General features: G+C 58.1%; 13 protein-coding genes and 1 rRNA gene. 10 read left to right on the plus strand and 4 right to left on the minus strand.

All coding sequences use genetic code 11. The features are described from left to right. Positions 1–1,077: 1,077 nt before the first annotated feature. Together BM235_RS31385 and BM235_RS31390 are read right to left on the minus strand one after the other, a co-directional pair. Positions 1,078–2,088 (minus strand): Gfo/Idh/MocA family protein, encoded by a 1,011-nt coding sequence (locus BM235_RS31385; RefSeq protein WP_090118209.1) that lies wholly within the window; start codon positions 2,086–2,088, stop codon positions 1,078–1,080. A 4-nt stretch (positions 2,089–2,092) separates the two neighbouring features. Continuing rightward, positions 2,093–2,938: a sugar phosphate isomerase/epimerase family protein gene (locus tag BM235_RS31390; RefSeq protein WP_090118210.1), complete on the minus strand. Its 846-nt coding sequence runs from the start codon at positions 2,936–2,938 to the stop codon at positions 2,093–2,095. A gap of 151 nt (positions 2,939–3,089) precedes the next feature. Between BM235_RS31390 and BM235_RS31395 the strand changes: the two genes are divergently transcribed. The 5 genes from BM235_RS31395 to htpG all read left to right on the plus strand — a co-directional run bounded on the left by BM235_RS31395 (position 3,090) and on the right by htpG (position 9,997). Beyond that, positions 3,090–3,995, plus strand: a complete 906-nt coding sequence (locus BM235_RS31395; protein WP_158544154.1) for an AraC family transcriptional regulator — start codon at positions 3,090–3,092, stop codon at positions 3,993–3,995. 98 nt (positions 3,996–4,093) lie between these two features. Continuing rightward, complete coding sequence (locus BM235_RS31400; RefSeq protein ID WP_090118212.1) at positions 4,094–4,768, plus strand: GntR family transcriptional regulator; 675 nt, start codon at positions 4,094–4,096, stop codon at positions 4,766–4,768. A gap of 153 nt (positions 4,769–4,921) precedes the next feature. After that, entirely contained in the window at positions 4,922–6,283 is a 1,362-nt protein-coding gene (locus tag BM235_RS31405; RefSeq protein ID WP_090118213.1) for a GntT/GntP/DsdX family permease, read from the plus strand. A gap of 46 nt (positions 6,284–6,329) precedes the next feature. Next, positions 6,330–7,877: a gluconokinase gene (gene gntK / locus BM235_RS31410; RefSeq protein WP_090118214.1), complete on the plus strand. Its 1,548-nt coding sequence runs from the start codon at positions 6,330–6,332 to the stop codon at positions 7,875–7,877. Between the two features lie 239 nt (positions 7,878–8,116). Next, positions 8,117–9,997 carry a molecular chaperone HtpG gene (htpG, locus tag BM235_RS31415; RefSeq protein WP_090118215.1) on the plus strand — a complete coding sequence of 627 codons (1,881 nt, stop codon included), beginning with the start codon at positions 8,117–8,119 and terminating at the stop codon, positions 9,995–9,997. A gap of 126 nt (positions 9,998–10,123) precedes the next feature. Here the strand turns inward: htpG and BM235_RS31420 are convergent, their stop codons facing one another. Then, positions 10,124–10,342, minus strand: a complete 219-nt coding sequence (locus BM235_RS31420) for a DUF2188 domain-containing protein (RefSeq protein ID WP_177244307.1) — start codon at positions 10,340–10,342, stop codon at positions 10,124–10,126. A 248-nt stretch (positions 10,343–10,590) separates the two neighbouring features. Here BM235_RS31420 and BM235_RS31425 point away from each other — a divergent pair, with 248 nt between their 5' ends. The 4 genes from BM235_RS31425 to BM235_RS31440 all read left to right on the plus strand — a co-directional run bounded on the left by BM235_RS31425 (position 10,591) and on the right by BM235_RS31440 (position 14,032). After that, entirely contained in the window at positions 10,591–11,547 is a 957-nt protein-coding gene (locus BM235_RS31425; RefSeq protein ID WP_090118221.1) for a 3'-5' exoribonuclease YhaM family protein, read from the plus strand. Positions 11,548–11,623: 76 nt separating this feature from the next. Next, positions 11,624–12,733, plus strand: a complete 1,110-nt coding sequence (locus BM235_RS31430) for a PdaC/SigV domain-containing protein (RefSeq protein WP_090118217.1) — start codon at positions 11,624–11,626, stop codon at positions 12,731–12,733. A 154-nt stretch (positions 12,734–12,887) separates the two neighbouring features. Continuing rightward, positions 12,888–13,355: a WGxxGxxG family protein gene (locus tag BM235_RS32815; protein ID WP_090118218.1), complete on the plus strand. Its 468-nt coding sequence runs from the start codon at positions 12,888–12,890 to the stop codon at positions 13,353–13,355. A 197-nt stretch (positions 13,356–13,552) separates the two neighbouring features. Beyond that, the gene (locus BM235_RS31440; protein WP_090118219.1) at positions 13,553–14,032 is read left to right on the plus strand and encodes a C40 family peptidase; all 480 of its coding nucleotides are present in this window, start codon (positions 13,553–13,555) and stop codon (positions 14,030–14,032) included. Between the two features lie 65 nt (positions 14,033–14,097). Here BM235_RS31440 and BM235_RS31445 read toward each other — a convergent pair whose 3' ends face one another. Next, positions 14,098–14,931, minus strand: a complete 834-nt coding sequence (locus tag BM235_RS31445; protein WP_090118220.1) for a sugar phosphate isomerase/epimerase family protein — start codon at positions 14,929–14,931, stop codon at positions 14,098–14,100. Between the two features lie 446 nt (positions 14,932–15,377). Here BM235_RS31445 and BM235_RS31450 point away from each other — a divergent pair. After that, positions 15,378–15,615 (plus strand): 16S ribosomal RNA (locus BM235_RS31450); the annotation flags it as partial.

Consider the following 15,615-nt stretch of genomic DNA (forward strand, 5'->3'; position numbering starts at 1 on the left):
CGTATGCGTGATGCTGATAATCTTACTGTACGGCTTGTTCCGATCCGTAAACGCTTGGAGCATGCTTGTCCCTTTCGCCACATCCACTCCGACAACCGGTCTCATGTCATCTCCTCCTACAATCGTAGCCGGCATTCCCACGATGGTTCCAATCCCACAGCTTCGCTTGTGATGCGAGGTCCAAATGCCTCAACCAGCTCAAACATGGTCATTGGGGGTAGTGGGAGAACAGTTTTTGCGACGGGGTAAAACTCCCCAAAAACGCCCTCGTTCTCCCGGCTACCGCCATCTTAAACCGGCCATGTAAAAAGGCCAACCAGAAATTCTGGCTGACCTGATAATACGAAAAACGCCTTACCGGCCTGGGATGATGCACTTCTGCAGGATAGCACTATCTAACCTGACGGCGATGGTCAGGCGGGAAGGTTGCAAATGAGAACTGCGGGAAGCATCTGGTTGCATGGCAGACAGCGGGCACCAAGCACCAGGAACCGGGAAACAGGCACCAAGCGCCGAGAATCAGGCATCAGGCACCGAGAATCAGGCACTAGGAACCGGGAATCAGCCATGGACTCAGGGGACGCTATTTCGTAAAAGCCGATCCAAATGGCGTCGTTACGGACTGGAGAGACGTTATTTACTCTGATTAAGGCTAAACAAGACCTTCAATCCCGCGATAACGGCCCCTGAGTCCGCCGGCGGGCCGCAAATCGGCATAGGAACAAAAATAGCGGCTCCTCTGTCCGTCATCTACATGCTAATGCGGAAACAAAACGTCCGCAGGCGGCGTATTTAAATTGGACAGCGCCGGTCGCGTATCCGGTAAAGCATGTTCGTGATAGAGCTGCATGCGGCTGCGGCGTTGTTTACCTCGCTTGCAGCGTCCGCCGCGAGCGGTAGCCGCGCAACCCGCCGCTTCTCGGCTGTGCAGCAAAAAGACCGCACATCGCTGTGCGGCCTCATGCTTCTTGCCAATTATTATGCCTTATGTGAATTTCCCAATTGTTACACGCGTTATGTCTTTGGTTCCATGTCACTGGGCCCCCATGTTGCGGCCAAGTGTTCGCGGCTCTGCTCTTACAGCTTGATCCACTCGCCGCCGCGCTCGGCGGATTGCTGCTCCGCCTCGACGATCTCGAGCGAGGCGAGCGTGCTTGCCGGCGGGCAGACCTCGATGGCTTCGTCCTTCAGGATCGCGTTCGTGAAGCTGCGCAGCTCGCCGTAGTAGCCGTCGTGATCGGCTAGCTCGGGCTTGAATCCCGGCGCGTCGCTCGGATTGACGGTAAGGCCGTCTTTGCCGAGGATGATGTTGGCGCCGGCGAAATTGACGCGGAAGCCCATCTCGAAGCCGAAGTCGCCTTCGAGCGTCCAGTCGACCTGCGCGTTGAGCACCTTGCCGTCCGGATAGACGTAGTGCGTGGAGGCGGCGTCGAACCCGCTGCCCGGGATGATGTTGCGCCCGATCGTGGATACGCGCTCGGGCTTGCCGAACAGCCAATTCACGATGTCGGTGTCGTGAATGTGCATGTCGAGCAGGGCGCCGCCGCTCAGCTCGCCGTTGAGGAACCAACCTGCCGGCGCATGGGAACCTCTATAGAAGTAACCGCCCGTCACGTCGCCGTAGCGCTTGTCTTCCACGCAAGCCTTGAGGTACTCGTAAGCCGGCCAGAAGCGGAGGCATTGGCCGATCTGCAGCTTGCGGCCGGTACGCTCGGCCGTCTCGACCATGCGGCGCGCTTGATCGGAGCTGCGCGCCATCGGCTTTTCGCAGAATACGTGATAGCCCTTCTCGAGCAGCTCGCAAGTCAGATCGGCGTGCAGCGTCGTCGGCAGCGTGATATCGATCAAATCAAGCTCTTCGCTCGCGATCATCTTGTCGACGGAGTCGTACAGCGCGTAGCCGGACAGGTCGTAGGTCTCCTGCGCGGTCGCCATGTTGCCGCCGGCCTTGGCGTTTTTCAGCGTTTCGATCGCCACGTCGCAGATGGCGACGACTTTGATCTGCTGGCCTTCCGCGGCCAGGCGCGCATAGTTGTCGAAGTGCATTCTTCCCATGAAGCCGAAGCCGATAAGTCCGATTTTTAGCATGCGATTAGCCCTTCCTTCCCAGAATGGCGTCCATAGCGCCGGAAGTATTGTAGATGATTTGCTTGGTGTGGTGCGTATACTGCGGGATCATCTCCGCCGTGACGTAGCCGTCGTAGCCGATCTCCTGCAGCGCCGCGACGACCGCCGGGTAGTCGACGTCGCCGGCCAGCAGGTCGACGAAGCCGTGCAAGCCGCCCGCTTGTCTGCGGTAATCCTTGAAGTGAACCTTTTTGATGCGATGGCCGAGGATGCGGATCCAGTGCTCGGGATAGCCGCTATAAACCGTATTGCCCACGTCGAAGTAGGAGCCGACGAACTTGGAGCCGACCGCGTCGATGAACCCGCGCATCTCGAGCGGAGAGAGCAGGAACTTGTTCCAGACGTTCTCGATGCCGATGGATACGCCTGCGGCTTCGGCTTCGGGCGCGAGCTTCGAGATCGCCTCGAGCGCGCGGTCGTAAGCTACGTCATAAGGAACGACTTCGCTGCCAGGAATGAAGTCCACGCCGACAGCGCCGGGAATGACCAGGATCGCGTCCGCGCCGAGTTTGGCAGCGGTTTCGATTTGCTTTTTGCATACGTCGATCGCCTTTAGGCGGTTCGCCTCGGTCTCGCTCGTCATCGCGTAGGACCAGTACAGACCCGTCGCCAATCCGGCCAGCTCCAGTCCCGTGTCCGCCAGCTGCTGCTTGATGCTCGCCAGCTCGCTGTCCGTCGCCTCCAGACCGAGCTCGCCGGTCTCGTTCAGCGACAGCTCGATGCCGTCGAAGCCTGCGTCCTTGGCCGTCGCGATCGCGTCCTTGATCGAGACGCCGTCGCCGAACGACCAGATATTAATGCCTTTTTTCATCGGGATAGTCCTCCTTGGGCAAGCGTTTATTTGTTTTCATTATAAGGAAGGCGCAGCCGCGTTCATTTAGAGAAGAAAGCTAAAACTTGCACGATTCCGTTCTAATAGCGATGCTTATGTTAAAATGATGGAACGAAGGGAGTGTCAATGGATGGATTTTGCGCGTTTCCCGCTGCGCCGGGCGCTGCCGGCGAAGGATTGGTCGCCGACCGTCCATTATGCGCAGTACCAGAAGCTCCCGCCCGGCACGTTGCCGGAACGGTACATTTACGATTTTGAGCTGATCTGCGTGTGCAAGGGGAAGCTGGCGACCGAGATGCGCGGCGCGCGCTACACGATCGGCGAAGGAGAGGCCGTCGTCCTCCCGTCGGGCGTGCCGCACCGCAATGCGATCGTGTCCGCGAACGGCGCGACGCTGCTCGGCATCCACTTCGACTTCGACGGGAAGCTTCGGATCGCGACGGAGAGCGATATGGTGTCGCACGACCTGGACGCCGAGCCGGAGTTGGATAAATTCGCGGAGGAACCGATCGCGCCGGATCTCGATGCGCTGTCCTCGCGCGCCGTCTATGCGTGCGTACCCGAATGCTTCCAAATGATGGATCGGCTCGTCGGCGAGTTCACGATGCGGCGCAGCGGCTACGAGCTCGCATGCAAGTCCCTGATGCTGGGCATACTCGCGATGCTGCTTCGGACGGGGGACGAAGGTGCCGACGGCAGCGATTCCGTGCATCGCGAGCGAATTCGTAAAATGGTCGAAGCGATGGAAAAGGAGCCGGGCGCTTCCTGGAGCGCCGAGCGCGTCGCGCGGGAGCTCAAGGTCAGCGAGGATTATGCCTCGAAGCTGTTCAAACAGATCGCCGGCTTGCCACCGGGCCGCATGATTCAGTCGATTCGGCTCCGCGAAGCCCGCAGGCTGCTGAGGGAGACGGACTGGTCGGTCGAGACCGTCGGGGCGAAGATCGGCTACCCGGACCTGCACTACTTCAGCCGCATCTTCACGGCCGGCGAAGGCATCTCCCCGCGGGAATACCGCAAGCTCTCGAGAGTGCTGTGAGCAAGACTATTTACAGGACGATATGCGCAAGTTAATATATACAGGTCGACTTGTCGACAAGTTTAAGTGCCGGAAGCGCAGAGAGAAGGTTGGAATGCATGCGACAATATCCTGCCGCTTGGCTGAAGGGACAATCTCGCGGCGAAGCGATCGCCGGCGAGCTGCGTCTGCGGATCGTGGACGGTACCTTGAAGCAGGGCGACGTCATCTCGGAAAATAAAATCGCCGCGGACTTCGGGACGAGCCGATCTCCCGTCAGGGAAGCGCTGAAAGCGCTGTCCAACGAAGGCTTGATCCGTCTCGAGCGGATGGGCGCGGTCGTGCAGGGTCTCTACGCCAAGGATATCGCAGAGCTGTACGACGTTCGTTATCTCATCGAGAGCTTCGCGCAGCAGCGCCTCGCGTCATCCTGCCCGGCCGAGGTGATCGCTACGCTGCGTCACCGCATCGACTGCATGCGCGTGGCCGCCAAATATGCGGACATCGCCGAGTTCGCTTGGCTCGATTTCCAGTTTCACGACGGACTGGTCGCGGCGGCCGGGCATGCCCGGATCGCACGGTTGTGGGACAGCATTCGCCATGTGGTGCTCGCCGTCATGCTGCTCACGACGGAGGAGGTTTTCGGAGGCGGTCCGGTCCGGCTCGAACGCGTCGTCGCCAAGCATGAGACGATCGCGGACGCGCTCGAATCCGGGGACGAAGCGCAGATAGCGGAAGTCGTCCGGGATTACTTCGCCGACTCGCGCAGGACGCTCAGAAGTACTTGGTCCTAATTTTCCGAATGGCTTCATGGTTTGCGGGCAAGCGCCTGTGTCCAGGTCGAAGCCCTTCTTTTCGATCAAACTTGTCGACTAGTATACGTGTGTGCGGGGTATACCATCTTTAGAAAAAGCATCCGCAAATCGATTCAACGGAGGTAGTGGATCTTGGACAATGTATTCGGTTTCGGACATAACGCGACGCTGCTCGTCTGGGCGCTGATCGCGATCGTATTTTTGGTGGTCATGATCGCCAAGTTCAAGTGGAATCCGTTCGTCACGCTGCTGCTCTCCGCGCTGCTCCTCGGTTTTTTGGCCGGCATGGACAGCCAGGCGCTGATCAAGTCGGTGACGGGCGGTCTCGGCGGCACGCTGGGTACGATCGCCATCGTCATCGGCCTGGGCACGATGCTGGGCAAGATGATGGCCGAGTCGGGCGGAGCCGAACGCATCGCGACGACGATGATCGACCGTTTCGGCGAAAAACGGGTCCATTGGGCGATGATGATCGTCGGTTTTATCGTCGGCATTCCCGTCTTTTTCGAGGTCGGCGTCATTTTGCTCATTCCGATCGTGTTTATCGTCGCGCGCAAGGTTAAGATGCCGCTCCTGCAGATCGGGATTCCCGTGCTGGCCGGCTTGTCGACGGTGCATGGACTCGTGCCGCCGCATCCGGCGCCGATGATCGCGATCGACGCATTCAAGGCTGATCTGGGCAAGACCATCCTTTATTCGCTCATCATCGGGCTGCCCACGGCGATCATCGCGGGTCCGCTGTTCGGCAAATGGATCGGCAAGCGAATCGACGTCTCGCCGCCCGAAAATCTCGCCAAGCAGTTCAGCTCGCGGGAGAAGGGCGATCTGCCGGGATTCGGCATTACATTGTTTACCATTCTGCTGCCTGTTATTCTAATGCTGGCGGGATCGATCGCGAGCATCGCCGATCCGCAGGCGGTCAGCCCCGTGACGCGCTTTTGCGCGTTCATCGGGAACGAGGTCGTCGCGCTGCTGATCGCGGTCGTTTTCTCGCTTTTTTCGCTCGGCTTTTTCAGAGGCTTTTCTAAAAACGACATTTCCCGGTTCACGCACGAGTGTTTGGCGCCTACGGCTTCGATCATACTGATCATCGGCGGCGGCGGCGCCTTCAAGCAGGTGCTGATCAACAGCGGCGTCGGCGACGCGATCGCGGCCATCGCCACGCAGGCGAACGTGAACGTCCTGCTGTTCGCCTGGCTGGTCGCGGCCTTGATCCGCGTGGCGACCGGCTCGGCGACCGTCGCGATGACGACGGCGGCCGGCATCGTCGCGCCGGTGCTGGCGCTCAATCCGGGCTCGAACGTCGAGCTGGCCGTGCTCGCCACGGGAGCGGGCTCGCTCGTCCTGTCCCACGTCAACGACGCCGGATTTTGGATGGTCAAGGAATTTTTCAACATGTCGGTTCCGCAGACGCTGAAGTCCTGGACGGTGATGGAGACGCTGCTCTCCGTCGTGGCGCTTGCGCTCATTATGTTAGTCAGCGTTTTTATGTAAGAGGCTCCGCCGTTTTTCATTCAACGATAGGAAAGAAGGTCGTACCATGCATGCCTCCATGTACATGATCGGCGTCGATATCGGCACCACCAGTACGAAATCGGTGCTGTTCGAGGAAAGCGGCAAGGTCGCGGGGCAGGCGACCGTAGAATATCCGCTATATACGCCCTCGCCGGTCGTCGCCGAACAGGATCCGGACGAGATCTTCCGAGCCGTTGTCCAGACGCTGCGAAGCGTGATGGACCGGAGCGGCATCGATCCGGGGCGCGTGCTGTTCGTGTCCTTCAGCTCGGCGATGCACAGCCTGATCGCCGTGGACGGGGAGGGCCGGCCGCTCACGCGGAGCATCACGTGGGGGGACAATCGCAGCGCCGCATGGGCGGAGCGCCTGCGGGAAGACGGAACGGGCCACGCAATCTATCTGCGGACGGGCACGCCGATTCATCCGATGTCCCCGCTGACCAAGCTGATGTGGCTGCGCGAATCGCAGAGCGAACTGTTCCGGACCGCGAGCCGGTTCATTTCGATTAAGGAATACGTGTTCGCCAAGCTGTTCGGGGAATACGTCGTCGATCATTCGATCGCGTCCGCGACCGGACTGATGAACTTGGAGCGGCTGGATTGGGACGAAGAGGCGCTCGCGGCGGCAGGCGTGACCGCGGATCGGCTGTCTCGGCTCGTGCCGACGACGTATACGCTCGCCGGCTTGAACGAAGCGTATGCCCGGGAGACGGGGCTCGCGGCGGACACGCCTTTTATCGTCGGCGCCAGCGACGGCGTGCTGTCCAACCTGGGCGTCGGCGCGATCGAGCCCGGCGTCGTCGCCGCGACGATCGGCACGAGCGGCGCGATCCGGACCGTGACCGACCGTCCGGCGGTCGATCCGAAGGGGCGCACGTTCTGCTACGCGCTAACCGAGCGTCACTGGGTCATCGGCGGCCCCGTCAACAACGGCGGCGTCTTGCTGCGCTGGGCCCGGGAGGAGTTCGGGTCGTCGGTATCCGAGACGGCCAAGCGGCTGAAGATAGATCCGAACGACCTGCTCATGGACATCGCGGCCAAGGTGCCGCCGGGCAGCGAAGGCCTCCTCTTCCATCCGTATATGACCGGCGAGCGCTCCCCGCTATGGGACGCCAACGCGAGAGGCTCGTTTTTCGGCCTTACCCTGCATCACGGCAAGGAGCATATGCTGCGCGCCGTGCTCGAAGGCGTCATCTTTAATTTATATACCGTACTGCTTGCCGTCGAAGAACGCATCGGGCGACCCCGCCGCATCCATGCGACGGGCGGCTTCGCAAGGTCCGCGCTGTGGCGGCAGATGATGGCGGACATCTTCGACCAGGAGCTCGTCGTGCCGGAGAGCTTCGAGAGCTCCTGCCTCGGCGCTGCCGTGCTCGGCCTATACGCGACCGGACGGATCGGTTCGCTGAACGTCGCGGCCGGCATGGTCGGCGCCACGCACCGGCACGCGCCAGATCCGGCGCACGCGGCTGTTTATCACAAGCTGCTGCCGATTTTTATCAACGTCTCGCGAAGCCTGAAGGACGAATACCGGGCCATCGCCGCCTTCCAACGCGAGCTCGCGGGGGATTAATCGAGCTGTTGCCAAGATCGCCAGCCGCATCTTTTACGGGAGAGCACCTCGCCAAAGCGCAACGCACGCGCGTTGCTTGGACGGGGTGCTTTTTATTTCGCTGGCGAAGACGTTCAGAAGGGCGGAAGCCGGCTTCGTATTGACTTTACCGAGATTCCAGTGTTATAAAAAGAAGGAAATAGCACTCTCGGAGAGAGAGTGCTAACACTATGCGAAGCATCGAAGGAGAGAGTAGAACGATGGAAAAGAAACCGTTCCAGGCCGAATCCAAGCGGCTGCTGGAGATGATGATCAACTCCATCTATACGCAGAAGGAGATCTTCCTCCGGGAGCTGATCTCGAACGCGAGCGACGCCATCGACAAGATTTATTACAAGGCGCTTACCGACGACAAGCTCGTGTTCAACAAAGACGACTACTATATTCAAGTCATTCCCGACAAAGCCGCCCGCACGCTCACCCTCCGCGACACCGGCATCGGCATGACGCAGGAAGAGCTGGAGACGCATCTGGGCGTCATCGCCAAGAGCGGCTCGCTCGCCTTCAAGCAGGAGAACGCGTCCAAGGAAGGCCACGACATCATCGGCCAGTTCGGCGTCGGCTTCTATTCGGCGTTCATGGTCGCGGACAATGTCACGGTCGTGAGCCGCGCGCTTGGCAGCGACACCGCTTACAAGTGGGAGTCCGACGGCGCCGAAGGCTATACGATCGAGCCTGCCGGCAAGGACGAGGTCGGCACCGAGATCACGCTTAAAATCAAGGACAACACCGAGGACGACAACTACGACGAGTACCTCGAAGAGTATCGCCTTCGTTCCATTATCAAAAAGTACTCCGACTTCATCCGCTACCCGATCAAGATGAACGCCACCAAGAGCCGCCTCAAGGAAGGCACGGAGAGCGAATACGAGTCGTATACCGAAGAAGAACGCGTCAACAGCATGGTGCCGATCTGGCGCAAAAACAAGAGCGAGCTGAAGGACGAGGACTACGAGAATTTCTACAACGAAAAGCACTACGGCTTCGACAAGCCGCTCAAGCATATCCATATCAGCGCGGATGGCGCGATCGTGTACCAGGCGATTCTCTACATTCCAGAGAGCATGCCTTTCGATTATTACTCCAAGGAATACGAAAAGGGTCTCGAGCTGTACGCGAACGGCGTCCTCATCATGAACAAGTGCGGAGACTTGCTGCCGGACTACTTCAGCTTCGTCAAGGGCATGGTCGATTCCGAGAGCTTGTCGCTCAATATCTCCCGCGAGATGCTGCAGCACGACCGCCAGCTCAAGCTGATCGCCAAAAACATCGAGAGCAAGATCAAGGGCGAGCTGACTCGCCTGCAGCGAGACGACCGGGAGAAGTACGAGAAGTTCTACCAAGCGTTCGGCCGTCAATTGAAGTACGGCGTATACAGCGACTACGGCATGCATAAGGACACGCTGCAGGATCTGCTGATGTTCTACTCGTCCAAAGAGAAGAAGCTGGTCAGCCTCGAAGACTACGTCTCCCGGATGCCGGCGGAGCAGAAGTACATCTATTACGCAACCGGCGATTCTAACGAGCGCATCGCGAAGCTGCCGCAGACCGAGCTGGTCGCGGACAAGGGCTACGAGATCCTTTACTTCACCGATGACATCGACGAGTTCGCGATCAAGATGATCATGAAGTACAAGGACAAGGAATTCCGCAGCGTATCGAGCGGGGATCTCGGCATCGAGACCGAGGACGAGGCCAAGGAGGCGCAGCAGGAACAGCAGGAGTACGAAGGGCTGTTCGGCGCGATGAAGGAGCTGCTCGGCGACAAGGTCAAGAGCGTCAAGGCTTCCAAGCGCCTGCGGTCGCATCCCGTCTGCCTGTCCACCGAGGGCGAAGTGACGATCGAGATGGAAAAGGTGCTGCGCATGATGCCGAACAATCCGGACGTCAAGGCGGATAAGGTGCTCGAGATCAACACGCATCACGACGTATTCAAGTCGCTGAAGAGCGCGTTCGAATCGGATAAAGAAAAGCTCGGCCTGTACACGGCGCTGCTGTACAATCAGGCGCTGCTCATCGAAGGGCTGCCGATCGAGGATCCGGTCGAGTTCACGAACGACATTTGCAAGGTCATGGTATAACGCGACTGGACGCACAAGCAATCGCTCCGCGAAAAGCGGGACGCAGCAGATCGATCTGCCGCGTCCCGCTTTTTCTTTTGTACCAAACCGATCCGTCAAGGTAGCCGATTGTCGCCAGCGGTTAGTTTAACCTTTTGGCGGATAGGGGTCGTGGCCGTGACTGTCCTTCGTCTGGATGCGGCCGTCCATGCCGTGAATGACAAGCTCGGAGCGCTGCTCTTGCGCCAGCTTGCGCGCCGCGTCGACCGCCTCTTGCTTCGTACTCGTCACGACCTCCGGACGGCTCGAGCCTTCCCCGCGAACGGCCCAGCCCTTTTCGTGAGGCACTACGTGCTGATTCGGCATCGCCAGTCAACTCCTTTTCTTTTAACATTCATTAGCCAACATCGGGTTCGTCCAAACAGCCGACGAACGAGAAATGGGGGCCCCAGCTCCGGTTGGGTCGACTTCTAACACGCCTGCGTGTCGCCCGCACGCGAAAAATCTCGATTGCGGTCAACTTTTTGCGGCGTCGCTTCGTCTATTAAGTTATTAGTAGGGTTTTGGCGATTCTGCTATACTGTCTGCAAAAGAAGGAAAGCAGGGATGCCAACGTGACGTTAATAAGGGAAATGAGCAGCGGCAACGAGTTCGTAGGCTTTTACCTGCTGCGCGAATTCGAGGTTAAGCAGACGAACGGAACGCCGGCCAAAGACTATTTCGACATCGTGCTCTGCGATGCCAGCGGCCAGCTGCCGGCCAAGTACTGGGACGTCTCTCCCGCGGAGAAGAGCTTGTTCGCGCCGATGGGGCTCGTCAAAGTGCAAGGCGTCGTTCAGCTCTACCGGGAAAAGCTACAGATCAAGGTCAATCGGATTCGTCTGGCCGTCGAAGAGGATGGCGTCGCCATCGCTGACTTCATCAAGGCTGCGCCGATAGCCGCCGTCGATCTGGTACATACGATTCAGCGGACGGCATCCGAGATCGCGGACGCGGAGCTTCGCGGGCTCGTCGATTATTGTCTGGCCAAGGTCGGGGATAAATTGTCCCATTATCCCGCCGCCAAAACCCACCACCACAATTACTATTCGGGCCTAGCCTACCATACCGTCCGCATGCTTGAGATCGGGGAGTTTATATGCCGTCAGCGTCCTTTTTTGAATGCCGATCTGCTGCGCGCGGGCATCCTGCTCCATGATATCGCCAAGACCGAGGAGCTCACGGCCAGTCTCGGCATCGTATCCGAATACAGCCTGCAAGGCCGCTTGATCGGTCATATCGCCCTCGCTTCGACCTGGGTGACCGAAGCGGCGCTTAAGCTCGGCATCCCGGCCGACTCGCCCAAGGTCGTGGCTTTGCAGCATCTGATTCTTTCGCACCATAATTTAGGCGAGTGGGGCAGTCCCGTTCAGCCGCAGACGGCCGAAGCGATCGCGCTGCATTATATCGATTCGCTGGACGCCAAGCTGCAGATGGCGGAGGATGCCCTGGGCGCGCTTCCGGAAGGCGAATCGTGGACGCCTATGATCAGAGGATTGGAGAACAAAGCGATTTATCGGACGGCTTTTTAGCGCGGACTGATCTTAACGTTTGAATTTTGGGTAAAGGCCGGGAGACTTTAATTCCTTTTGGAGGAGGCCGCTAATCATGGCTGCTACGCTTAAAGCATCGAATTCCATTTTGCTGCGCCGGGCTAAAATCGCCGCGCTGGCCGCGGCGCTGGCAGTTGGCGGACTTGGCGGCATCGGCGGAGCCGAACGGGCCGACGCCGCCATATCAGAGCCTTCGCTCCAAATATCGGCGAGACCTTTCGCGATCGACGGCAAAAAAGTGTACCTGCCGGCCGCCATCGTGGAAGGAGAATCCTATATAGGTCTTCGTTCGCTGAACGATCGGCTGGGCATCGGCACCTCGTGGGACCCGAAGACGCGGGAAACGACGCTGACCGGACGCGGCCGGACGATGCAGTTGTCTCCGGCTTCCGGATATCGGCTCAACGGCGAGCGTTTGTACGCTTCGCCTGCTTACGTTCAAGCGGGCTCGACATTTGTGCCGCTGCGGTTCGTCCTTGAGAGCTTCGGATATAGCATCGGCTACGACGCGCCTACCAAGACCGTGTCCATCGCGCCGATTGCCGAGAATCAGCTGGCCTGGCAGTCGGAGCAGATCACCCATGTAGCTTCCAAGCTGTCGCTGACCGTTTCCTATCCGGTATTGTCCGGTATGGAAAACGAAGAAGCGCAAGCAAAAATAAACGCCAAGCTGAAATCCGAGGCAGAACGGTACGCAGCGACCGGCCGTCAGACGATCGAGAAGGCCGCCAAAGACAATGCCGATGCCGAGAAGAGCAATCCGGATATCGATATTCCGCCGGTCGAGTTTGAAGGCTTTTACACGATCGCTAATAATGAAGCGGGTCTGCTTAGCTTGTACGCGGACTATTACGTTTATACGGGCGGAGCCCACGGCGGGACCCAAAGAGTACCTTATACGTTCGATCTGAAGACGGGGGAGCTGCTTTCGCTGAAGGATGTCGCTGGCGGCAGCTCGGACTACGTATCCATTATCGATCGCGCCATTCAAACGCAGATAAAAGAACGCAAGCTGGACCTGCTGACGCCGTTCAAATCGATCGACGCCGACCGGCCGTTTTTTCTGAGGCACGGATCCGTCGTCGTTTACTTCGAACAGTACGAATATACGCCGTACGCAGCCGGCATGCCGGAATTCGCTGTGCCGCTGAGCGCATTCGAATAAGCGCGGGGGCACGAATAGGACTTGCTGCATAAACAGGGCTCGATTGAGCGGAATGGCAGTTTTCTCACGGTATGCGATCGGGTCGTCGGAGGGACATTACAAGGGCATTCGCGCTTGGTCTTGTCAATCCCACTTTCCCGAGGAGGAACGCATTTTGAAATCGACGCTTCGCAAAGCAGCAGCCTGCACGTGTTTGTCCATGTTTCTGGCCGTTCCCGCATACGCCACTTCTTTTTCGACGGCCGTCCCGAGCCCTTCTCCGACTCCGTCGGCTTACGGCACGACCGGCACTTACGGAACGACCGGCACTACCGGTATGTATGGCACCGGCGATACGGGCGTATCCGGCATGGGAACGGGCGGCACGATGGGCGGTTACCGTACGAATACGACGGGGACGGTCAGCCCTTATTCCACGTCGACCACGTACAATGCCCGCAGCTACACCGGCTACAACACGCCGACGACGACCGGCACTTACCGCGCTCGTTCGGTAGACGGCACGTACAGAGCTAAGGCGACGGACAACAATCGCGGATCGAACTGGGGCTGGCTTGGCTTGCTGGGCTTGCTCGGTCTTGCAGGCATGCGTTCGCGCCACACGAGCGACGATCGACGCTAATTTACGAACCGCCGGGGATTGTTTTCCCGGCGGTTTTATTATGATTAACTTTTTCTCACGCTATTTTAACAATCACGCGCTAAACGGCGATTTTCGCGGCATTGTCTTCTTTTTGGAAAATAGAGGATGATTCAGATGTGTTAAGATCAATTCCAAGCAAGATTAACCTAACAAAATTGCCCGGAGGATCTTAACCTATGAACGTTCGCAAGCTGATCAAACCTGTCGTGTCCGCCGTCCTTGCCGCCGGTTTGTTATTTGGAGGCGCATCCGCGCTGGGAACTTCGAAGGCTTCCGCCGCAACCCCCGAATCGCTCGCATTGCTTTCTTTCGGCAAGCAATACATAGGCACGCCTTATCTGTACGGCGCGGCCAGCGGATTGACTTCCGCTTTTGATTGCTCGTCGTTTGTTCAATACATTTTCGGCAAAGAAGGCACGACGCTGCCGCGCACGGCCGCCGCTATTGCCAGCAAGGGCACGAAGGTAGCGAAGGGCTCGCTGAGCGTCGGCGATCTCGTCTTCTTCAGCTCCTCGAATAACTGGATCGGCCACGTCGCCATCTACGCCGGTAGCGGCAAGATCCTGCATGCGAGCACCAGCCAAGGCGTCACCGTATCGAGCATGAACAGCGCTTATTGGAAATCCAGGTACGTCACCGCTAAACGAATTCTATAAACGCAATTTCCGCAAAAACAGCCCCGCATGCCATGCATGCGGGGCGATTCGTTTATTGCGCTTTTTTAGCCATGCAGCCGTGTTTCAACGATCGTCTTGATCCGTTCCAACCCTTCCCACATGTCCCCCGGGCCGTCGTAGATTAACACGAACGCCCCGTCGAAGCCGCTACCGATCGCTCGATCCAGGCAGAGCTCGAATTCCGCGCGATCGGGCAAGCCCCGTTCGTCATATTGGGCTTTTGCATGCACGGACACGCTATGCGTAAGGATCATATCAAGCTCCTCGTACTTGCGCGCGCCCGAGAAATTGCCGAAGTCCGTTATCCAGCCCACGTCGGGACGGGTCAGCGAGATAAGTTCGCGGCAATTTTCGCCGGTGGCGGTCAACGCTTTGAAATTCTCGGTTATGACGTTTACGTGTTTGCCTTTCGCGTATGAGGCCAATTCGCGCAAATGCTGAGCGGACTGCGCCAATGCCGTTTCGTCCGATGCGTCGGATTCGCCGGCGACGATTCTTATTTGCTTGGCTCCGCAGACCGCCGCCGCGTCGATCCATGCGCGTATGAGCGCCAGATCCGCGGTTAGTCTAATTGGATCCTTCGACGTGAGATCTCCGTAATCCAGCAATAGCGTATCGAAGCGGACGCCGGACGCATGGAAGGCCGCGCGAAGCTGGGACAGGTACTCAGGATCCGTGCTCGGAAAATGGAAGTGACAGATCTCCAACGCTGAATAGCCTCTTTTCGCCGCTTCGGCAGGCAGTTGCAGCAGCGTCAAAACTTGAGGCTGGTCTTGTTCGTTCACGACGTGGCGTTCGCCTGCGGCATTCCACGCCGTCCACCGGAGCGGTCCCAGCAGCCGATGAAGACTCCATGTGCTTAACGATAGATAGGACATTGCAGTCACGCCCCGCTTTCTTATTATATGGATAAAATGGCTCTGCTCTCAGCATAGCATCGAACGGTGGGAGAGCTATCGCGATATTTGCTCATTCCTTACGCGCTCATGGCCAGTTAACAAGAAAGAAATGTTTTTATAAAAAGGGGTTGCGCAAAGTTGAGTTGATGTGTTAAATTACTTCTTGTGCCTTTTGCGGCGAGCTGTTAACACGATTCGAAGTCGACGAATACATATTCTAAGATTCGAATGTTTCAAAAAAAGGTGTTGCAAGCGTCGCGAGGTTATGATAAGATATGATTCTTGCTTCGGAAACGAGGCGGACAAGCTTTAAGAGATTGCTCCTTGAAAACTGAACATCGAGCGTTAAAACAAACGGACGCTGAAGCCTTTCGGGGCGGAAGCAAAAGTTATACCAGCTTTATCATGAGCAAGTCGAACTACCCTATATGGAGAGTTTGATCCTGGCTCAGGACGAACGCTGGCGGCGTGCCTAATACATGCAAGTCGAGCGGATCTCTGATGGAGCTTGCTCCTGATGAGATTAGCGGCGGACGGGTGAGTAACACGTAGGCAACCTGCCCTGAAGACCGGGATAACATTCGGAAACGAATGCTAAGACCGGATAGGCAACGAGGTCGCATGATCTTGTTGAGAAACACGGTGCAAGCTGTGGCTTTGGGA

The organism is Cohnella sp. OV330 (assembly GCF_900112065.1).
GTDB lineage: Bacteria > Bacillota > Bacilli > Paenibacillales > Paenibacillaceae > Cohnella.